The organism is Allobosea sp. CCNWLY174 (genome assembly GCF_037120455.1).
In the GTDB taxonomy this organism is placed as follows: Bacteria; Pseudomonadota; Alphaproteobacteria; order Rhizobiales; family Beijerinckiaceae; genus Allobosea; species Allobosea lupini.
The window spans coordinates 1,319,832-1,338,836 of sequence record NZ_JBBBBQ010000001.1; the positions used below are offsets into that span (position 1 = coordinate 1,319,832).

Sequence of the window (19,005 nt, forward strand, 5' to 3'; positions counted from 1 at the left end):
GCATGAACCCGATTTGCCAGCGGCCGGACCGCCATGCACCGAACCGCCATGCGTGAGACCGTGCGTTTCCTGCTCGGCGACGAGCCGGTCGAGATCGCCTCCTGCGATCCGACCCGCACCGTGCTCGACTGGCTGAGACTCGACCGCCGCCGCACCGGCACCAAGGAAGGCTGTGCCGAGGGCGATTGCGGCGCCTGCACCATCGTGGTCGGCCGGCTCGATGGCGACCGTCTGCGCTACGAGGCGATCAACGCCTGCATCCGCTTCCTGCCGACCCTCGATGGATGCCATGTCCTGACCGTCGAGCACCTCAAAGGTTCGGACGGGGCCCTTCACCCGGTGCAGCAGGCGATGGTCGACTGCCATGGCTCGCAATGCGGCTTCTGTACGCCGGGCTTCGTGATGTCGCTGCTGGCGCTCTGGCTGAACGAGCGGTCACCGTCGGTGCAGCGGATCGAGGATGCGCTCGCAGGAAACCTATGCCGCTGCACCGGCTACGAGCCGATCATCGCTGCCGCGCAGCGCATGGATAGTGCCGAGCGCGAGCAGGATCGTTTCGTCGCTGGGATGCCCGCTGTCATCGCCCGGCTGAAGGCGCTCGCGGATGACGAAACGATCTCGATCGGCGATGGTGAACGCCATTTCTACGCCCCCGCCAATGTCGCGGCACTGGCCGAACTCGTCAGCGCCCATCCGCAGGCGACACTCGTCGCCGGAGCGACCGATGTCGGCCTGTGGGTCACCAAGGGCATGCGCCGGCTCGATCCGGTGATCTACCTTGGCCGCATCGACGAATTGCGCGCGATCTCGGACGAAGGCGATCATCTTCGCTTCGGCGCGATGGCGAACCAGGTCACGGTGCGCGAGGCGCTCGCCGGCATCTCGCCGCAGCTCGACGAGATGCTGCGCCGCTTCGGCGGCGAGCAGGTGCGCAATGCCGGCACGATCGGCGGCAACATCGCCAACGGCTCGCCGATCGGCGACCTGCCGCCGGCCCTGATCGCCCTCGGCGCGACCTTGGTGCTGCGCAAGGACAGCGAGCGCCGCGAGCTACCCCTCGAAGCCTTCTTCCTCCACTATCGCAAGCAGGACCGGCAGCCGGGCGAATTCGTCGAGGCCGTGCTGGTACCGAAACTGCCTGTGGGAGCACTTTTCCATATCTCGAAGATCTCGAAGCGCTTCGACGAGGACATTTCTGCGGTGTGCGGCGCCTTCTATATGACGCTGGAAGCCGGGCGCGTCAGCGACGCGCGCCTCGCCTATGGCGGCATGGCCGGCATCCCGAAGCGAGCGAAAATCGCTGAGGCCGCGCTGCTCGGCCGTTCCTGGGACGAGACCGCAGTCACCGCCGCAATCGCCGCGCTGGCTGAGGATTTCACGCCGCTGACCGACATGCGGGCTTCGGCCGCTTACCGGCTCAAGGTCGCCGGCAACCTGCTGCGACGCTTCCTGATCGAGACGACGGCGCCCGAGACATCGACCCGCGTCGCCGGCCTGCTGGCGGAGGCTGCCCATGGCTGACGCGCGCAAGCGGCTCGACGCCATGGCGACACGGTCGATCGTCGGCTCGCCGCTGAAGCATGATTCAGCCGAGAAGCATGTCGCCGGCGAAGCGCTCTATATAGACGACATCGCCGAGCCCGCCGGCCTCGCCCATGCCTGCCTCGGCCTCTCGACCATTGCCCATGGCAAGCTGGTCGCGCTCGACCTGTCGGTTGTCGCGGCGGCGCCCGGTGTGCTCGCGGTGCTCACCGCCAACGACATCCCCGGCGCGAACGACATCTCCTCGACGCACAAGCACGACGAGCCGGTGTTCGCGACGAGCGACATCCTGCATCACGGCCAGCCGCTCTTTGCGGTCATTGCCGAGACGCGCCAGCAGGCCCGCCATGCCGCGCTGCTGGCCAAGGCGTCCTACGATGAGGCGCCTCCCCTGCTCGACGTCGCCGCCGCCCGCGCTGCCGGCTCCGAACTCGTCACCGAGCCGCTCAAGCTCGAACGCGGCGATGTCGCCTCCGCCCTCGCCGCCAGCCCGCGCCGGCTGAAGGGCTCGATGGCGATCGGCGGGCAGGACCATTTCTACCTGGAAAGCCAGATCTCCCTCGCCATCCCCGGCGAGGACGAGGACATGCTGGTACTGTGCTCGACCCAGCATCCGAGCGAAGTCCAGCACATGGTCGCCAACGTCCTTGGCGTGGGCGCGCATGCGGTCACCATCGAGGTCAGGCGCATGGGCGGCGGCTTCGGCGGCAAGGAGACGCAGGCCAATCTCTTCGCCTGCGTCGCGGCGCTCGCCGCCCGCAAGCTGAAGCGGCCGGTGAAGCTCAGGCCAGACCGCGACGACGACATGGTCATCACCGGCAAGCGCCACGACTTCGTCGTCGATTACGAGGTCGGCTTCGACGATGACGGCCGCATCCATGCGGTCGATGCGGTCTATGCCGCGCGCTGCGGCTGGAACGCCGATCTCTCCGGCCCGGTCACGGACCGCGCGCTGTTCCACATGGACAACTGCTCTTTCTATCCGGCGGTGCGGGCCCTTTCCGAGCCCCTGCGCACGAACACGGTTTCGAACACCGCCTTCCGCGGCTTCGGCGGGCCGCAGGGCATGGTCGGGGCCGAGCGCTTCATCGAGGAAGTCGCCTATGCCACCGGGCTCGATCCGCTGGAGGTGAGGAAGCGCAACCTCTATGGCGGCGAAGGCCGCGAGATCACGCCCTATCACCAGCAGGTCGAGGACATGATCGCCGCCGAGGTGATCGAAGACCTCGAACATTCCTGCGACTACCGCGCCCGCCAGGACGCAATCCGCGCCTTCAACCGGACGAGCCCGGTGATCAAGCGCGGCATCGCGCTGACCCCGGTCAAGTTCGGAATCTCCTTCACCGCGACCTGGTACAATCAGGCCGGCGCGCTGGTCCACGTCTACACCGACGGCACGGTGGCGCTGAACCATGGCGGCACCGAAATGGGCCAGGGGCTCTACCAGAAGGTGGCGCAAGTGGTGGCGCAGGCCTTCGGCATCGGGCTGGAGCAGATCAAGATCACCGCGACGACCACCGGCAAGGTTCCGAACACCTCGGCAACGGCCGCCTCCTCAGGCTCGGACCTCAACGGCATGGCGGCGCTCGACGCCTGCGAGACGATCAAGCAGCGGCTCATCGCCTTCGCCTGTGAGCACTGGCAGGAAAAGCCGGAGGCGATCGCCTTCCTGCCCGGCAGAGTGCAGGTCGGTGCGCGCGAGATCGCGTTCGTCGAGCTGGTCAAGGCGGCCTATATGGCGCGCGTCCAGCTCTCGGCCACCGGCTTCTATGCGACGCCAAAAATCCATTGGGACCGCAAGGCCGGTCGCGGCCACCCGTTCTACTACTTCGCCTATGGCGCGGCCGCGGCCGAAGTCGCGATCGACACCCTGACGGGCGAGTACAAGGTCGAACGCGTCGACATCCTGCACGACTGCGGCAATTCGCTGAACCCGGCGATCGACAAGGGCCAGATCGAGGGCGGCTTCGTCCAGGGCATGGGCTGGCTGACCACCGAGGAGCTGGTCTGGGACGAGAAGGGGCGGCTCAGGACGCACGCGCCTTCGACCTACAAGATCCCGGTCGCCTCCGATCGTCCGCGGATCTTCAACGTCGCGCTCTTGGAGAAGGCGCCCAATCGCGAGCACACCATCCATCGTTCCAAGGCGGTGGGCGAGCCGCCGCTGATGCTGGCGATCAGCGTGCTGCACGCGCTCTCCGATGCGGTGGCGAGCGTCGGCGACCATCGGGTCTGCCCGCAGCTCGACGCGCCAGCCACGCCGGAGCGCGTGCTCGACGCGGTCGACAGGGTAAGGGCGCAGGCGGAGGCGGTACGATGACCCCCGCCAACTTCCTCGCCGCTAGCCTCACCGAAGGCGCCGTCATCGTCCGCATCACGGAGGCCCAGGGCTCGACCCCGCGCGAGGCCGGCGCGACGATGATCGTCAGCGCCCGCAGCAGCGCCGGCACCATCGGCGGCGGCCAGCTCGAATTCCACTGCATCGACCTCGCCCGCATCATGCTCGACAGCGGCGGCCCGCAGCAGTTGATCGATATCCCACTCGGCCCGCAAATGGGCCAGTGCTGCGGCGGGCGCGTGCGGGTGGCGATGGAGCCGGCGGCCGCCGCCCATCTGGAAGCGCTGAGGCAGGCCGAGGCGAAAGCAGCGGCCGAGCGACCGCAGGTGCTGATCTTCGGCGCCGGCCACACCGGCAAGGCGCTGGCCCGCAGCCTCGCTTTACTCCCGGTCGCGGCGACCCTGATCGACGATCGGCCCGGCCAGTTCGGCGAGGTGCCCGAGACCGTGGCCTGCCTGCAACTCGACGATCCCGAGACCGCGCTGGCCGCTGCGCGGCCGGGCTCTGCCTTCGTCGTCCTGACGCATAGCCATGCGCTCGATTATAGACTGGCCGAGGCGGCGCTGCTGCGCGGCGACGCGGCCTATGTCGGCATGATCGGCTCGGGCACGAAGCGCGCCCGCTTCGAGGCCAGCTTTCGCCGCCGCCATCCCGGCAGCAAGGCACTGGGTAGGCTCACCTGCCCGATCGGCGGATCGGATGTGCATGACAAGCGTCCGGAGGTGATCGCCGCCTTGACGAGTGCCGAGCTGGTGCGTTGCTTGCTTGGCGACACAGCCATGAAACGAGCGAGGCCACGGAACCGCCATGACGCAGCCGCCTGACCAGACGGCACCTTCGCGCCTGGCGCTCGCCCATGTCTCGAAGAGCTTTCCGGGCGTGAAGGCCAATCAGGACATCAGCCTTTCGGTCCGCCCCGGCGAGATCCATGCCCTGCTCGGCGAGAACGGCGCCGGCAAATCGACCCTGGTCAAGATCATCTATGGCGTGCAGCGCGCCGACGAGGGGCAGATCAGCTTCGACGGCCGCCCGGTCGAGATCGCCTCGCCCAAGGCGGCGCGCAAGTTCGGCATCGGCATGGTCTTCCAGCATTTCTCGCTGTTCGACGGCATGACCGTGCTGGAGAACATCGCGCTCGGCCTCGACGAGACCGTCCCGGCCGAGGAGCTGAAGGCGCGGATCAAGGCGATCCTCGACAGCTATTCTTTGCCGCTCGACCCGGACCGCGAGGTGCATACGCTCTCGGTCGGCGAGCGCCAGCGCATCGAGATCGTGCGCTGCCTGCTGCAGAAGCCGAAGCTTTTGATCATGGACGAGCCGACCTCGGTGCTGACGCCGCAGGAGGTCGAGCGCCTGTTCGAGACGCTGCGCCAGATCGCCAGCGAGGGCTGCTCGATCCTCTACATCAGCCACAAGCTGCACGAGATCAAAGCGCTGTGCGAGGCCGCCACCATCCTGCGCGGCGGCAAGGTCGTCGCGACCTGCGATCCGCGTGTCGAAACGACGCGACGCATGGCCGAACTGATGATCGGCGCGGAGCTGAAGAGCATCGAGCGGCCGGCTGGTGACGGTAAGGCCGGTGCGGCCCGGCTTTCGGTCGAGAAGCTCGACATGCCGGGCGAGCCGCCTTTCGGCACAAGCCTGAAGGCCATCTCCTTCTCCGCCCAGGCCGGCGAGATCCTCGGCATCGCCGGCGTCGCCGGCAATGGCCAGGCCGAATTGCTGATGGCGCTTTCGGGCGAGCATCTCGCCTCCCGCAATGAGGCGATCCGGCTCGACGGCCAGCCGATCGGCCTGGCCGATGCCGGCGCCCGCCGCGCCGCCGGCCTCGCCTGCGTGCCCGAAGAGCGCAACGGCCACGCCGCCGTGCCCGAGTTCTCGCTTGCGGAGAACGTCGTGCTGACTGCGCGCCATCGCCTGCCCCTCGCGCCATCGGGCGTGATCCGGCAAGGGCCGGTCGAGGCTTATGCGAAGGATGTCATCGCCCGCTTCGATGTCCGGACAACCGGCGCGGCGGCGCTCGCTGGCTCGCTCTCCGGCGGCAACCTGCAGAAATTCATCATGGGCCGCGAAATCGGGCAGCGCCCCGACGTGCTGGTGGTCGCGCAGCCGACCTGGGGCGTCGATGCCGGCGCTGCCGCCGCAATCCGGCAGGCACTGGTCGACCTCGCCGCGCAGGGCTCGGCCATCGTGGTGATCTCGCAGGATCTGGACGAGTTGCTCGAGCTCTCCGACCGGCTCTGTGTGATCAACGAAGGGCGACTGTCGCAGGCGCGGCCGGTCGCGGGCCTGAAGCTCGAAGAGATCGGCCTGCTGATGGGCGGCGTCCATGGCGAAAGCCATCAGGTGGAGCCGGCGCATGCTTGAATGGCGGCGCCGGCGCGAGCCCAGCAAGGCGATGCTGTATCTCAGCCCGCTGATCGCGATCGGGCTCACCATGCTGACCGGCATGCTGGTCTTCGGCGCGATCGGCTATGACGGCCTGCGCGCGGTCACGGCGATCTTCATCACGCCGCTGATCGAGCCGCAGCGCTGGGCCGATCTCGGCGTCAAGGCGGCGCCGCTCATCATGATCGCGCTCGGCCTCGCCATCGGCTTTCGCGCCAATGTCTGGAACATCGGCGCCGAGGGGCAGTATGTCATGGGTGCGATCGCCGGCACCGGCGTTGCGCTCCTGACCCATGACATGACTGGCTGGTGGATTTTGCCGGCGATGGCGCTCGCCGGCATCCTGGGCGGCGCGGCCTATGCGGCGCTCCCCGCCTTGCTCAAGGTGCGCCTCCAGGTCAGCGAAATCCTGACCAGCCTGATGCTGACCTATGTCGCGGTGCAGCTCCTCTATTACCTCGTGCGCGGCCCGTGGAAGGACCCGGACGGCTTCAATTTCCCGCAGACCAAGATGTTCAGCGCCAGCCAGACGCTGCCGGCGGTCGCGGAAGGCTCGCTCGTCCATTTCGGCGTGCCGCTCGCGATCCTGCTGGCGCTGGTCGCCTGGTTCGTGATGGCTAAGACCGTCGCCGGCTATGCCGTGCGCGTCGTCGGCCGTGCGCCGGCGGCCGCCCGCCATGGCGGCTTCGATGCGGACCGCGTCACCTGGGCGGCGCTGCTGGCCGGCGGAGGCCTCGCAGGTTTGGCGGGCTTGTTCGAGGCCGCCGGTCCGTTCGGCCAGCTCACGCCGCAATTCCCGGTCGGCTACGGCTTCACCGCGATCATCGTCGCCTTCCTGGGCCGTCTCTCGCCCATTGGCATCGTCTTCGGCGCGCTGGTGCTGGCGGTGACCTATGTCGGTGGCGAGATCGCCCAGAGCACGGTGCGCCTGCCCTCGGCCGCCACCGGGATGTTCCAGGCGTTGCTGCTGTTTTTCCTGCTCGCGACCGATGTGCTGGTGCGCTACCGGCTCGCCTGGAAGGCGCGCCCGGCGAGGAGCGCGCCATGACCGCCGCCATCCTCGTCTCGATCTTCATGACGCTCGCCGCCGCGGCGACGCCGATCCTGCTCGCGGCCTTGGGCGAGATCGTCACCGAGAAGGCCGGCGTGCTCAATCTCGGCGTCGAGGGCATGATGCTGTGCGGAGCCGTCGCGGGCTTTGCGGTGGCCTATTCCACCGGCAGCGTCCCGCTCGGCTTGCTGGCGGCGACGCTGGCGGGCGTCGCCGCGGCGATGATCTTCGCGCTGCTGACGCTGGGGCTCGGCTCGAACCAGGTCGCGACCGGCCTCGCGCTGACGATCTTCGGCATCGGCGCCTCCTCGCTGATCGGGGCCGGCTTCGTCGGCCGCACGATCACGCGGCTCGGCCCGCTCTTCCCGGCCGACTACGCCGCCCATCCCTGGCTGCGGCTCGTCTTCGGCCATGACGCTATCGTCTACCTCTCGCTCGCGCTCGTCCTCGCCGTCAGCCTGTTCCTGCGCCGGACCAAGGCCGGGCTGATCCTGCGGGCCGTCGGCGAGAATGCCGATTCCGCCCATGCGATCGGCTATCGCGTGCTGGCGATCCGCACCGCCGCGACCGCCTTCGGCGGGGGGCTGGCCGGGCTCGGCGGCGCCTATTTTTCACTGGCGCTGACGCCGATGTGGGCCGACCGCCTGACCGCCGGCCGTGGCTGGATCGCGCTCGCCCTTGTCGTCTTCGCCGCCTGGAAGCCGGGCCGGCTGCTGATCGGCGCCTATCTTTTCGGCGCGGTCGCGACCTTCGAATTGCAGGCCAAGGCGGCCGGCCTCAGCTTCATCGCGCCCGAGGTGCTGGCGATGACCCCCTACCTTGCGACGATTGTGGTTCTGACCATGATGTCGCTAGGACGGAGAACCGGCGGGCGCGACGCGCCCGCCTGCCTCGGCAAGCCTTTCCCGGCGCCCTGATCGCGCCGCAACCGACAACGGGGAGCACCATCATGTCGACCATCATCACCCGCCGCACCCTTCTCGCCGGCGCGGCCGCCAGCGCGACCCTGCCGCTGGCCGGTGCGCGCGCCCAGGCGCCGTTCGGCGTCGGCTTCGTCTATGTCGGCCCGGTCGGCGATCATGGCTGGACCTGGACCCATGACCAAGGCCGCAAGGCGGTCGAGGCCGCCTATGGCAACAAGGTCAAGACCAGCTTCATCGAGAACGTCGCCGAAGGCCCGGATGCGGCGCGCGCCATCCGCCAGCTCGCCCAGGCCGGCGACCAGCTGATCTTCACGACCTCCTTCGGTTTCATGAACCCGACCATCCAGGTCGCCAAGCAGTTCCCGAAAATCAAGTTCGAGCACGCCACCGGCTATCAGCGCGCCGAGAACGTCGCGACCTACAATGCCCGCTTCTACGAGGGCCGCGCCGTGATCGGCACCATCGCCGGGCATATGTCGAAGTCCGGACAGGCCGGCTACATCGCCTCCTTCCCGATTCCCGAGGTGGTGATGGGCATCAACGCCTTCCATCTCGCCGCCAAGAAGGTGAACCCGAACTTCAAGACCAAGGTGATCTGGGCCTCGACCTGGTACGACCCGGCCAAGGAAGCCGATGCCGCCAAGGCGCTGATCGACCAGGGCTGCGACGTGATCACCCAGCACACCGATTCTGCGGCGGCGCTGCAGGCGGCCGAGCAACGCGGCGTCTTCGCCTTCGGCCAGGCCTCGGACATGAAGGCCTTCGCTCCCAAGGCCCATCTCTCGGCGATCGTCGACGACTGGTCGGGCTACTACGTCAAGCGCGTCAAGGAGGCGATGGACGGGACCTGGAAGAGCGGCGACGTCTGGGGCGGCATCAAGGACGGCATGGTCAAGCTCGCGCCCTATAACGACGCCGTCACGCCGGCGGCGCGCGCCGCTGCGGACGAGGTCCAGAAGGGCATCGTCGCCGGCACGCTCCATCCCTTCACCGGCGAGCTCAAGGACCAGAAGGGCACGCTGCGGCTCAAGGCCGGCGAGACCGCCAGCGACGAGATCCTCTCGAAGATGGACTGGTACGTCGACGGCGTGCAGGCGTAAGCGAAGGACGCGTCATGCTCGGGCTTGACCCGAGCATCTCTTGCAGGAGGAGGCTCCTCTCAGCGCCTCCTCGTCCTGAGATTCTCGGGTCTGAGCTTCGCTCCGCCCGAGAATGACGCTCTCCAGCTGCGAACAAAAATTACCCGCAGGACCCCCCTTGCAGATATTTTAAGCTTGAAACAATATGGCTGCCGACACCACCGGACAGGGATGGGGAACCCCGCCGGCGGTCGCATCTGCCACGTCCCGGGAGGACATCGGACATGACGCTCAAATTCACTCTGTCGCTTAGCGCCGGCGTGCTCGCACTCGGGCTCGCTACCGCCCAGGCGCAGGAGCCCTTGAAGATCGGCGTGGTCAGCGTGCTGACCGGCCCGGCGGCCGCGCTCGGCCAGCAGGTCCGCGACGGCTTCCAGCTCGCCGTCGACCAGAACGGCGGCAAGCTCGGCGGCGTGCCGGTGCAGATCACCGTGATCGACGACGAGCTCAAGCCCGACGTCGCGGTCGGCAAGGTCCGCAGCTTCGTCGAAGGCGGCAAGGTCGACTTCGTCGTCGGCCCGGTGTTCTCGAACATCCTCGGCGCGATCGCCAAGCCGGTGCTGGATTCCGGCGCGATCCTGATCAGCCCGAATGCCGGCCCCTCGACCATGGCCGGCAAGGCCTGCCACCAGAACTTCTTCGTGACCTCGTACCAGAACGACCAGGTCCACGAGGTGCTGGGCAAATACGCGCAGGACCAGAATTACAAGAAGGCCTACATCATCGCGCCGAACTACCAGGCCGGTAAGGACTCGCTCGCCGGCTTCAAGCGCTACTTCAAGGGCGAGGTCCTCGACGAGGTCTATGTGCCGCTGACCGCGCTCGACTTCTCGGCCGAGCTCGCCAAGATCGCCTCGGCCAAGCCCGACGTGGTCTTCGCCTTCCTGCCCGGCGGCCTCGGCGTCAATTTCGTCAAGCAGTGGTCGCAGGCCGGCCTCACCGGCAAGGTGCCCTTCCTCTCCGCCTTCACGGTCGACGAGTCGACCCTGCCGGCGCAGCAGGATGCGGCGGTCGGCATGTTCGGCGGAATGACCTGGGCTCCGAACATGGACAACCCGCAGACGAAGAAGTTCGTCTCGGCCTATGAAGCCGCGTACAAGATCGTGCCCGGCTCCTATGCCCAGCAGTCCTATGACGCGGCGCAATTGATCGATTCGGCGGTCAAGGCCGCCGGCGGCACAGGCGACAAGGACAAGCTGCGCGCCGCGATCAAGAAGGCCGACTTCACCTCGCTGCGCGGCAAGTTCAAGTTCAACACCAACGGCTACCCGATCCAGGACTTCTATCTGGTCAAGGTTGCCAAGCGGGCGGACGGCAAGTTCCAGACCGAGATCGCCCAGAAGGTGTTCGAGGACTATGCCGACCCGCACGCGAAGGATTGCGCGCTGAAGTGACGCGAAGCGTCATCCTCGGGCGAAGCACAGCTTCGCCCCGAGGATCTCCTTCCACGAGATGCTCGGGTCAAGCCCGAGCATGACGGGATAGCTTTGCCATGACCACCGGCCTCCTCATCGTCCAGATCCTGAACGGGCTGCAGTTCGGCATCCTGTTGTTTCTGGTGGCCGCAGGGCTGACGCTGGTCTTCGGCGTGATGGACTTCATCAACCTGGCGCATGGCGTGCAGTACATGCTCGGCGCCTATCTCGCCGTGACCTTCGTCGCGCTGACGGGCTCCTTCGTGCTCGGCCTCGTGCTGGCGCTGGCGGCGGCGCTGGTCTTCGGCCTCGCGCTCGAATTCCTGGTCTTCCGCCATCTCTACGAGCGCGACCATCTCGACCAGGTGCTGGCGACCTTCGGCCTGATCCTCCTGCTCAACCAGGGCGTCAAGATGATCTGGGGCGCCGCCCCCCTCTCCGTGCCGCTGCCGGCCTTCCTGACCGGCAATGTCGCGCTGATGGACGGCATCCTTTACCCGACCTACCGCTTCGCCCTGATCGGATCCGGTCTCGCGGTCGGCGCCCTGCTCTGGTTCATCGTCGAGAAGACGCGCACCGGCATGCTTCTGCGCGCCGGCGCCTCGAACGCCCCGATGGTCTCGGCGCTCGGCGTCGACATCCGCAAGCTGTTCATGATCGTCTTCGCCTTCGGCACCATGCTGGCGGGCTTCGCCGGGGCGATGGCGGCGCCGATCCTCTCGGTCGAGCCCGGCATGGGCGACACTGTGCTGATCCTTGCCTTCGTCGTCATCGTCATCGGCGGCATCGGCTCGATCCGCGGCGCCTTTGTAGCCGCGCTGATCGTCGGCCTCGTCGACACGCTCGGCCGTTCCTTCATGAATGACCTGCTCCGCCTGTTCATGAGCGCCCCATCGGCGCGGGCGACTGGCGCGGCGCTGTCCTCGATGCTGATCTACCTCCTGATGGCGGTGGTGCTGTTCGTGCGGCCGGAAGGCCTGCTGCCGGCGCGAGGCCGGACATGAGCTCGGCGACGACGACAGCCGAGGTCACCAGCGTCGCGCCGCCGCGCGAGCGCGCAAGGTGCTGCTGCCTGCCATATTGTTCCTGCTGCTGGCGCTGGCGCCGCTCGCCGTCTCGCTCGGCATGCCGGCCGGCTGGCTCGCTTTGCTGACGCGGGCGCTGATCTTCGCCATCGCCGCGCTCTCGCTCGACCTCATCCTCGGTGTCGGCGGCCTCGTCTCCTTCGGCCATGCCGCCTTCCTTGGCATCGGCGCCTATGTCACCGGCATCATGATCACCGAGGGCAGGAGCGAGGCACTCGTGATCCTGCCGGTGATCCTCGCCGTCTGCGCCCTGTTCGGCGCGATCACCGGCGCGATCTGCCTGCGCACGCGCGGCGTCGCCTTCATCATGATCACCCTCGCCTTCGGCCAGATGGTCTATTTCCTGGCGCAGGCGCTCTCGGCCTATGGCGGCGATGACGGGCTGACGCTCTACGAAAAGAGCACGTTCCTCGGCTTCAACCCGTTCGCGAGCCGGATCTCGTTCTACTACAGCGTGCTGATCGCGCTCGCCGGCGCCTATCTGCTGGTGCGCGGCCTCGTGGCCTCGCGCTTCGGCAGGGTGCTGCGGGCAGCGCGCGAGAACCCGACGCGCGTCAGCGTCACCGGCTTCGATGTCAACAAGGTGCGCCTCGTCGCCTATGTGATCAGCGGCATGCTTGCCGGACTCGCCGGCTTCTTCCTCGCCAACCACACCGAGTTCGTCAGCCCGGCCTTCATGTCCTGGCAGCGTTCGGGCGAACTGATCTTCATGGCGGTGCTCGGCGGCGTCGGCTCGCTGCACGGCGCGATCATCGGCGCGATCGCCTATCTGATCGCCGAGGATGCGCTGTCGCATGTGACCGAGCATTGGCGCGCCATCTTCGGGCCGATGATCATCCTCTTCGTGCTGTTCACCCGCGGCGGCATCGTCGGGATGCTGCGCAAGCTGGGTGGGCGCCATGGCTGAACCGGTCCTCGTCCTCGAGGCGTTGAGCAAATCCTTCGGCGCGCTGAAGGTCACCGATGGCGTCAGCCTCGCCGTGGCGCCTGGCGAGTTGCACGCGCTGATCGGCCCGAACGGCGCGGGCAAGACGACGCTCGTCCACCAGATCTCCGGCATGCTGACGCCGGACGACGGCACGATCCGCTTCCGCGGCGAGGACGTCACCTCGTTCAACGCCGAGAAACGGGCTCGCCACGGCCTGGCGCGGACCTTCCAGATCACCTCGACCATCGCCTCGCTCTCGGCGCTGGAGAATGTCGCGCTGGGCGTGCAGGCCAAGGCGAGCCACCCGCTCTCCTTCTTCCGCAACGCGGCGAGCGACGAGCGCCTGAACCGCCCTGCCCGCGCCGCGCTGGATGCGGTCGGCCTCTCCGAGCGCGCCCATGTCCCGGCCGGCAGCCTGTCGCATGGCGAGAAGCGGGCGCTGGAGATCGCCATGGCGTTGGCGCTGGAGCCGGCTGCGATCCTGCTCGACGAGCCGCTCGCCGGCGTCGGCAAGGAGGAAGGCGAGCGCCTGATCGCGCTGCTCAGGAGCCTGAAGGGCCGCTACGCCATGCTGCTGGTCGAGCACGACATGGAGGCGGTGTTCGCGCTCGCCGATACTGTCACCGTCCTGGTCTATGGCCGCGTCATCGCCTCGGGCGACCCTGTGACCGTCAGGGCCGATCCGGCGGTGCGCGAAGCCTATCTCGGCGAGGAGGGCTAGTCCGTGCTCACCGTCGAAAACCTCGATGCCGGCTATGGCGAGGCGCAGATCCTGTTCGGCGTCGACCTTGCGGTCGGGGCCGGCGAGGTCGTGACCCTGCTCGGCCGCAACGGCATGGGCAAGACCACGACGGTGCGCGCCATCATGGGGCTGATCCGGCCGCGCGCGGGGCGCGTCAGCTTCGGCGGGATCGACCTCACCGGCAGTGCCCCCTTTCGCCTGGCGCAGGCCGGAATCGGCCTCGTCCCCGAAGGCCGCCAGATCTTCCCGACGCTCTCGGTCGAGGAAAACCTGATCGCCACCGCCGCCAGCCGCTTCGGCCCGGCCCGCTGGACGCTTGAGCGCGTCTACGCCTTCCTGCCGCGGCTCAAAGAGCGCAAGGCCAATCGCGGCAACCAGCTCTCCGGCGGCGAGCAGCAGATGCTGGCGATCGGTCGCGCGCTGATGACCAATCCCAAGCTCGTCATCCTCGACGAGGCGACCGAAGGTCTGGCGCCGATCATCCGGCAGGAGATCTGGTCCTGCCTCGCCGCGCTGAAGGCCGAGGGCGAGTCGATCCTCGTGATCGACAAGAATGTCGACGCGCTGGCGAAGATTGCCGACCGGCATGTCGTGCTGGAAAAGGGCCGCGTCGCCTGGCGCGGCAGCAGCGACGACCTGCGCAGCGACAGCGCGGTCAAGGACCGCTTCCTGCATCTTTGAAGGAGAGCAGACGATGAAACCGCTCACAGCCGGCGTGACCAGGGCCAATGAGGGGATCGACGCGATCTCCTGGAACATCCTCGGCCAGACTTATGTGCCGAAGATGCTGAGCGAGGACAGCTTCTCCTGGCACGCCACCTTCCCGCCCGGCACCTTCGTGCCGCCGCACATCCATCCGACCCAGGACGAGTTCATCTACATGCTCGAGGGAAGGCTCGACCTCGTGCTCGACGGCCAGGAATCGCATGCCCTGCCCGGCGACCTGATCAAGCTGCCGCGCAACGTCCCGCACGGGCTGTTCAACAAGAGCGATGCGCCGGTGAAATGCCTGTTCTGGGTCGCACCCACGGGGCGCCTCTACGACCTGTTCTGGGCGATCCATTCGATGAAGGAGCAGAACCCGGCGGAGGTCGTCGCCCTGTCGGCGCGTTACGAGATCGACTTCCTGCCGCCTCCGCCCGACGGCGCCTGAACGACCAGCCGCGCAGTTAAGGTTAAAAAATACTTGCTGCTGCAACCATGAGCATTAGCGGGCATGGTCTCAACCTGAGCTTGAACCAGGGCCAGGGCCAATGTCCGCTGCAACGCCGTTCTCCGAACGCCGCCGCTCGGTCCGCAACCGGACTCTGATCGGCGGCAAGGTCATCTTCAACCAGCGCCAGTCGACGCTGGACTGCACGATCCGCAACCTGTCGGAAGACGGCGCTCTCCTGGTGTTCCCGGACAGCATCGCCCTGCCGGAGCTGTTCGAGCTCTATTTGCCGGTGAAGCGGGAAAGCCGGATGGTGCGCAGCCGCTGGCGCGACGCCGAGCGCATCGGCGTCTCCTTCGCCGCTGCCGCGAAGCAGGACGATGCGCCGGTACCGCTCGACCTGATGCGGCGCCTGCGCCAGCTAGAGCAGGAAAACACGGCGCTGAAGGCACGCATCGTCGAGTTGACGGAAGGCGCCTGAGTTTCCTCAGCCCTTCGCCGGCTGCGCGACCGGGAGCACGGTCTTGCCGGCATAGGCCTTCACGATCTGCTCGCGCTTGCCATAGGGCAGGACGCGCTCGACATCGTCGAAGCCGTTGGGCGCGAGCGCCTCAACCGCATCGATGACGCGCTCGGGACCACCGCCGCGGTTCATCGCGACGATCTCCGCCGTCGCCGGCAGGCGCAGAGCCTCATAGGCGGCGAGCGCATGGCGCGGATGCTCGGCCTTGACCAGCAGGTCGGCGAGGCAGCGCGCATCGAGGATCGCCTGCGAAGCGCCGTTCGAACCGACCGGGTACATCGGATGGGCGGCGTCGCCGAGCAGCGTCACCCGGCCATGGCTCCAGCGCGGCAGCGGATCGCGGTCGCACATCGGGTATTCCCAGAAGGTGCCGCTCGCCTGGATCAAGGCGAGGATGTCGACGCCGGGCACGGTGAAACGCCGGGCGAAAGGCAGCACGTCCTCGAGCCGCCCAGCCTTGGACCAGGCATCCTTCGGCGGCGGCTTGGCAGGATCACCGGTACGGATGTTGACGACCCAGTTGGTCAGGCGCGTCCCCGGGTTCTTGCCCTCGGCAATCGGATAGAGCACCAGCTTGCCGGCCATGCCGCCGGCGATGATCATGCTCTCGCCATCGAGGAAGGCAGGCCAGTCGCAGGCGCCGCGCCACATCTGGACGCCGTTCCAGCGCGGCCCGCCCTGGTTCGGGAAGTAGTGCGCGCGCACTGTCGAATGGATGCCGTCGGCGCCGATCAGGATATCGGCGCGCGCCGTCTCGCCGCCCTCGCCCAGCCTGGCGTCGGCGAAATGCGCGGTCACCCCGCCCTCGTCCTGCAGGAAGCCCTGCAGACGGCGGCCGGTACGGATCGCATCCGGCCCCAGACGCTCGACCACGGCGTCCCGGATCACGCCCTGAAGCCGGCCGCGATGGATCGAGAACTGCGGCACCGGAGCGCCCGCGTGCAGGCCGCGGAGCTCGCGCCAGACGGTCTGGCCGAAGCGGTTCATGTAGACCAGTTCGCGCGTCCGGATCGCCACGGCATCGAGGGCCGGGAGCAGGCCGAGCTCGGCCAGCTCTCGAATCGCGTGCGGCAGCGTGTTGATTCCGACGCCGACCTCGCGGATCTCGCTCGCCTGCTCGTAGACTGTCGCGGCGATGCCGCGCGTGTGCAGCATCAGGGCCAGGGACAGCCCCCCGATGCCGCCGCCGATGATGATGGCCTTCATGCCGCGTTCCGCTCCCCCGAATTATTTCAAGCTTCAAATAACCCGAGGCGATTTGTCAATCGCTCCACAAAGCTGGTGAAAACCGCCCCAATTTCGCGGCTTTTGACAGGAACGAAGCCGATTGCTGTGCGTATGTACGGCCGATGCCGTCGTGTTTCGCCGGCAAGCATGCCAAATGGCGGGTTCGTGCGCGAGAGCGCGTCGATTCGCCGCGTTGCGCCCGTACCCGTTGGGATTCGGCGCAGCGTCAATTTTAACAACATTGGTCTCAGGAGGTTTTCATGACCAAGAACGAACTGATCGCCGCGATCGCGGACGAGACGGGCAAGACCAAGGCCGATGTCTCGGCCATTCTCGGCTCGCTCGCTGGCGTGGTCGCCAAGACGCTGAAGTCGGGCGGCGACGTCACGCTCGGCGGCATCGGCAAGCTGGCGGCCGCCAAGCGTGAGGCCCGGGAGGCCCGCAACCCGTCGACCGGCGCGACCATCAAGGTTCCGGCCAAGACGGTCGTGAAGTTCAAGGTCACCAAGGATCTGGCCGACGCCGTCGCCTGAGCCTTGCTAGACAGCGGCGGCTCCCACACCGCGTGTGGAGGCCGCTTGACCGATCAGCCTGCGCCGCAAGCTGATCGGTTAAACGGCCTTACGAGCCGCCGCAGCTTGACCTTGAGACGCTGCTAGCCACAGTAGCGCGATGTTCCTCCGCCTCTTCACCGATCTGCGCGCCGCCAAGGTCCCGGTCACCTTGCGCGAGTATCTTGCGCTGCTGGAGGGCGTCGAGGCCGAACTCGCCGAGTATCGCGTCGACGAGTTCTACTATCTCGCCCGTGCCTGCCTGGTGAAGGACGAGCGCCATCTCGACCGTTTCGACCGCGTCTTCGCCGAGGTCTTCAAGGGCGTCGAGACCCTGGGCGAGGCCTTCGAGCAGGTCGGCATTCCTGAAGAGTGGCTGCGCAAGCTCGCCGAGAAATTCCTCACCGACGAGGAGAAGGCCCAGATCGAGGCCCTCGGCTGGGAGAAGCTGCTGGAGACTCTCAAGGCACGCCTCGCCGAGCAGAAGGGCCGGCATCAGGGCGGCTCGAAATGGATCGGCACGGCCGGTACCTCGCCTTATGGCGCCTATGGCTACAACCCGGAAGGCGTGCGCATCGGCCAGGACAAGAACCGCAATTTCCGGGCGGTGAAGGTCTGGGACAAGCGCGAGTTCAAGGATTTCGACGACACGCGCGAGCTCGGCGTGCGCAATTTGCGGATCGCGCTGCGCCGCCTGCGCAAATTCGCCCGCACCGGCGCGGCCGAGGAGCTCGACCTCGACCAGACCATCACCGAAACCGCCAAGCACGGCTATCTCGACGTCAAGCTTCGGCCCGAGCGGCACAATGCGGTCAAGGTCCTGCTCTTCCTCGATGTCGGCGGCTCGATGGACTGGCATATCGAGCTGGCCGAAGAGCTGTTCTCGGCAGCGCGGGCCGAATTCAAGCATTTCGAGCATTTCTACTTCCACAATTGCCCCTATGAGCGGGTCTGGAAGGAGAACCGGCGCCGGCACGACCAGGTGATCCCGACCTTTGACGTGCTGCGCACCTACCCGGCCGATTATCGCCTCGTCTTCGTCGGCGATGCCTCGATGAGCCCCTATGAGATCGCCATGCCGGGCGGCTCGGTCGAGCATTGGAACGAGGAGGCCGGCGAGGTCTGGATGCGGCGGCTGACCGAGCGCTTCCCGAAATCGGTCTGGCTCAATCCGGTGCAGCAGAACCTCTGGGGCTACACCCAGTCGATCCGTCAGATCGGCGGGTTGATGGGCGGCCGAATGTTCCCGCTGACGCTCGACGGCCTCGATGGGGCGATGAAGGCGCTGACGCGCTAGACGCATGGCTCGTCATGCTCTGGCTCGACCCGAGCATGTTTTTCAGGAGATTCTCGAGGCTGCGCTTTGCTCCGCCTGAGAATGACGGCTAGAGCTTGCCGCCATGAGCCTCGCCGACGACGACACCACCCTGCCCTTCTGGCGCCAGCGACCGAAGCCGATCGGCTTCGAGATCGCCTATCGGCTCAAGGGCGACATGCTGGAGATCGATTCGACCCGCAAGGTCGACCAGGTCAGGCTCTCGGCCGTCGAGCAGGTGCGCTTCATCTATGCGCCCAGCAACGTCTCGTCGAAAGGCTTCCGGACCCAGTTGCGTCTGAGCGATGGCCGGACGATCAGCTTCGGCAACCTGTCCTGGCGCTCACTCACCGACATCGACCGCGACGATGCGCGCTATCATGCCTTCGTCACGGCGCTGTCGACCGCGATCGTGCGTGCGAATCCCAAGGCGCGCTTCCTCGCCGGCAAGCCCTATCTGCTCTGGCTGGCACTGGTTATCGCCGGCGGCGGCGCCATGCTGATGCTGACCTTCTTCAGCCTGCGTGCCTTGCAGCAGGGCGCGACCGCCGCAGCGGGGCTCGGGCTCGTGCTCGCGGCGGCCTCGTTCTGGCAGGTCTGGCCGATGATCCGGCTCAACCAGCCGAGAGACCTCGCGAGCGGCGAGGTCCCCGACGATCTCGTCCCGGGCCGCCTTGCGGCCTGA

The 19,005-nt window shown here is 67.3% G+C and carries 18 protein-coding genes; 17 read left to right on the top strand and 1 reads right to left on the bottom strand.

Annotated features, from left to right (window positions below):
- Positions 1 to 48: 48 nt before the first annotated feature.
- From xdhA to V7S63_RS06515, 14 genes are all read left to right on the top strand, one after another.
- Entirely contained in the window at positions 49 to 1,521 is a 1,473-nt protein-coding gene (gene xdhA / locus V7S63_RS06450; RefSeq protein ID WP_336529606.1) for a xanthine dehydrogenase small subunit, read from the top strand.
- The gene (xdhB, locus tag V7S63_RS06455; RefSeq protein WP_442896421.1) at positions 1,514 to 3,862 is read left to right on the top strand and encodes a xanthine dehydrogenase molybdopterin binding subunit; all 2,349 of its coding nucleotides are present in this window, start codon (positions 1,514 to 1,516) and stop codon (positions 3,860 to 3,862) included. Before xdhA ends, xdhB begins: the two co-directional genes overlap by 8 nt.
- Complete coding sequence (xdhC, locus tag V7S63_RS06460) at positions 3,859 to 4,704, top strand: xanthine dehydrogenase accessory protein XdhC (protein WP_336529607.1); 846 nt, start codon at positions 3,859 to 3,861, stop codon at positions 4,702 to 4,704. The genes xdhB and xdhC overlap by 4 nt, the downstream gene beginning before the upstream one ends.
- Entirely contained in the window at positions 4,688 to 6,247 is a 1,560-nt protein-coding gene (locus V7S63_RS06465) for an ABC transporter ATP-binding protein (protein ID WP_336529608.1), read from the top strand. Before xdhC ends, V7S63_RS06465 begins: the two co-directional genes overlap by 17 nt.
- A complete protein-coding gene (locus V7S63_RS06470; protein ID WP_336529609.1) occupies positions 6,240 to 7,316 on the top strand; it encodes an ABC transporter permease in 1,077 nt (358 codons plus the stop codon). Before V7S63_RS06465 ends, V7S63_RS06470 begins: the two co-directional genes overlap by 8 nt.
- The gene (locus V7S63_RS06475; RefSeq protein WP_336529610.1) at positions 7,313 to 8,236 is read left to right on the top strand and encodes an ABC transporter permease; all 924 of its coding nucleotides are present in this window, start codon (positions 7,313 to 7,315) and stop codon (positions 8,234 to 8,236) included. Before V7S63_RS06470 ends, V7S63_RS06475 begins: the two co-directional genes overlap by 4 nt.
- Before the next feature lie 32 nt (positions 8,237 to 8,268).
- Entirely contained in the window at positions 8,269 to 9,342 is a 1,074-nt protein-coding gene (locus V7S63_RS06480) for a BMP family ABC transporter substrate-binding protein (protein ID WP_336529611.1), read from the top strand.
- A gap of 263 nt (positions 9,343 to 9,605) precedes the next feature.
- Entirely contained in the window at positions 9,606 to 10,775 is a 1,170-nt protein-coding gene (locus V7S63_RS06485; protein ID WP_100959410.1) for an ABC transporter substrate-binding protein, read from the top strand.
- 98 nt (positions 10,776 to 10,873) lie between these two features.
- Positions 10,874 to 11,800, top strand: a complete 927-nt coding sequence (locus V7S63_RS06490; RefSeq protein WP_091831142.1) for a branched-chain amino acid ABC transporter permease — start codon at positions 10,874 to 10,876, stop codon at positions 11,798 to 11,800.
- Positions 11,801 to 11,858: 58 nt separating this feature from the next.
- Positions 11,859 to 12,788, top strand: coding sequence for a branched-chain amino acid ABC transporter permease (locus tag V7S63_RS06495; RefSeq protein WP_336529612.1), 930 nt, complete (start codon positions 11,859 to 11,861; stop codon positions 12,786 to 12,788).
- Positions 12,781 to 13,530 carry an ABC transporter ATP-binding protein gene (locus tag V7S63_RS06500; RefSeq protein WP_336529613.1) on the top strand — a complete coding sequence of 250 codons (750 nt, stop codon included), beginning with the start codon at positions 12,781 to 12,783 and terminating at the stop codon, positions 13,528 to 13,530. The genes V7S63_RS06495 and V7S63_RS06500 overlap by 8 nt, the downstream gene beginning before the upstream one ends.
- Positions 13,531 to 13,533: 3 nt before the next feature.
- Positions 13,534 to 14,232 carry an ABC transporter ATP-binding protein gene (locus V7S63_RS06505; protein WP_336529614.1) on the top strand — a complete coding sequence of 233 codons (699 nt, stop codon included), beginning with the start codon at positions 13,534 to 13,536 and terminating at the stop codon, positions 14,230 to 14,232.
- 13 nt (positions 14,233 to 14,245) lie between these two features.
- The gene (locus tag V7S63_RS06510; protein ID WP_100959406.1) at positions 14,246 to 14,704 is read left to right on the top strand and encodes a cupin domain-containing protein; all 459 of its coding nucleotides are present in this window, start codon (positions 14,246 to 14,248) and stop codon (positions 14,702 to 14,704) included.
- A gap of 100 nt (positions 14,705 to 14,804) precedes the next feature.
- On the top strand, positions 14,805 to 15,185 hold the full coding sequence (locus V7S63_RS06515) for a PilZ domain-containing protein (RefSeq protein WP_100959405.1): 381 nt from the start codon (positions 14,805 to 14,807) through the stop codon (positions 15,183 to 15,185).
- Positions 15,186 to 15,191: 6 nt separating this feature from the next.
- Here the strand turns inward: V7S63_RS06515 and V7S63_RS06520 are convergent, their stop codons facing one another.
- On the bottom strand, positions 15,192 to 16,433 hold the full coding sequence (locus tag V7S63_RS06520) for a flavin-dependent oxidoreductase (protein ID WP_336529615.1): 1,242 nt from the start codon (positions 16,431 to 16,433) through the stop codon (positions 15,192 to 15,194).
- A 281-nt stretch (positions 16,434 to 16,714) separates the two neighbouring features.
- Between V7S63_RS06520 and V7S63_RS06525 the strand changes: the two genes are divergently transcribed.
- From V7S63_RS06525 to V7S63_RS06535, 3 genes are all read left to right on the top strand, one after another.
- On the top strand, positions 16,715 to 16,987 hold the full coding sequence (locus V7S63_RS06525; protein WP_066468590.1) for an HU family DNA-binding protein: 273 nt from the start codon (positions 16,715 to 16,717) through the stop codon (positions 16,985 to 16,987).
- A 139-nt stretch (positions 16,988 to 17,126) separates the two neighbouring features.
- On the top strand, positions 17,127 to 18,302 hold the full coding sequence (locus V7S63_RS06530; protein ID WP_336529616.1) for a vWA domain-containing protein: 1,176 nt from the start codon (positions 17,127 to 17,129) through the stop codon (positions 18,300 to 18,302).
- A 103-nt stretch (positions 18,303 to 18,405) separates the two neighbouring features.
- The gene (locus tag V7S63_RS06535) at positions 18,406 to 19,005 is read left to right on the top strand and encodes a hypothetical protein (protein ID WP_336529617.1); all 600 of its coding nucleotides are present in this window, start codon (positions 18,406 to 18,408) and stop codon (positions 19,003 to 19,005) included.

Coding starts and splice junctions, on each gene's coding strand:
- V7S63_RS06465 (WP_336529608.1), top strand. CDS start 4,688: ATGACGCAGCCGCCTGACCAGACGGCACCTTCGCGCCTGGCGCTCGCC.
- V7S63_RS06475 (WP_336529610.1), top strand. CDS start 7,313: ATGACCGCCGCCATCCTCGTCTCGATCTTCATGACGCTCGCCGCCGCG.
- V7S63_RS06520 (WP_336529615.1), bottom strand. CDS start 16,433: ATGAAGGCCATCATCATCGGCGGCGGCATCGGGGGGCTGTCCCTGGCC.
- xdhC (WP_336529607.1), top strand. CDS start 3,859: ATGACCCCCGCCAACTTCCTCGCCGCTAGCCTCACCGAAGGCGCCGTC.
- xdhB (WP_442896421.1), top strand. CDS start 1,514: ATGGCTGACGCGCGCAAGCGGCTCGACGCCATGGCGACACGGTCGATC.
- V7S63_RS06490 (WP_091831142.1), top strand. CDS start 10,874: ATGACCACCGGCCTCCTCATCGTCCAGATCCTGAACGGGCTGCAGTTC.
- V7S63_RS06530 (WP_336529616.1), top strand. CDS start 17,127: ATGTTCCTCCGCCTCTTCACCGATCTGCGCGCCGCCAAGGTCCCGGTC.
- V7S63_RS06535 (WP_336529617.1), top strand. CDS start 18,406: ATGAGCCTCGCCGACGACGACACCACCCTGCCCTTCTGGCGCCAGCGA.
- V7S63_RS06470 (WP_336529609.1), top strand. CDS start 6,240: ATGCTTGAATGGCGGCGCCGGCGCGAGCCCAGCAAGGCGATGCTGTAT.
- V7S63_RS06480 (WP_336529611.1), top strand. CDS start 8,269: ATGTCGACCATCATCACCCGCCGCACCCTTCTCGCCGGCGCGGCCGCC.
- V7S63_RS06510 (WP_100959406.1), top strand. CDS start 14,246: ATGAAACCGCTCACAGCCGGCGTGACCAGGGCCAATGAGGGGATCGAC.
- V7S63_RS06500 (WP_336529613.1), top strand. CDS start 12,781: ATGGCTGAACCGGTCCTCGTCCTCGAGGCGTTGAGCAAATCCTTCGGC.
- V7S63_RS06525 (WP_066468590.1), top strand. CDS start 16,715: ATGACCAAGAACGAACTGATCGCCGCGATCGCGGACGAGACGGGCAAG.
- xdhA (WP_336529606.1), top strand. CDS start 49: ATGCGTGAGACCGTGCGTTTCCTGCTCGGCGACGAGCCGGTCGAGATC.
- V7S63_RS06515 (WP_100959405.1), top strand. CDS start 14,805: ATGTCCGCTGCAACGCCGTTCTCCGAACGCCGCCGCTCGGTCCGCAAC.
- V7S63_RS06485 (WP_100959410.1), top strand. CDS start 9,606: ATGACGCTCAAATTCACTCTGTCGCTTAGCGCCGGCGTGCTCGCACTC.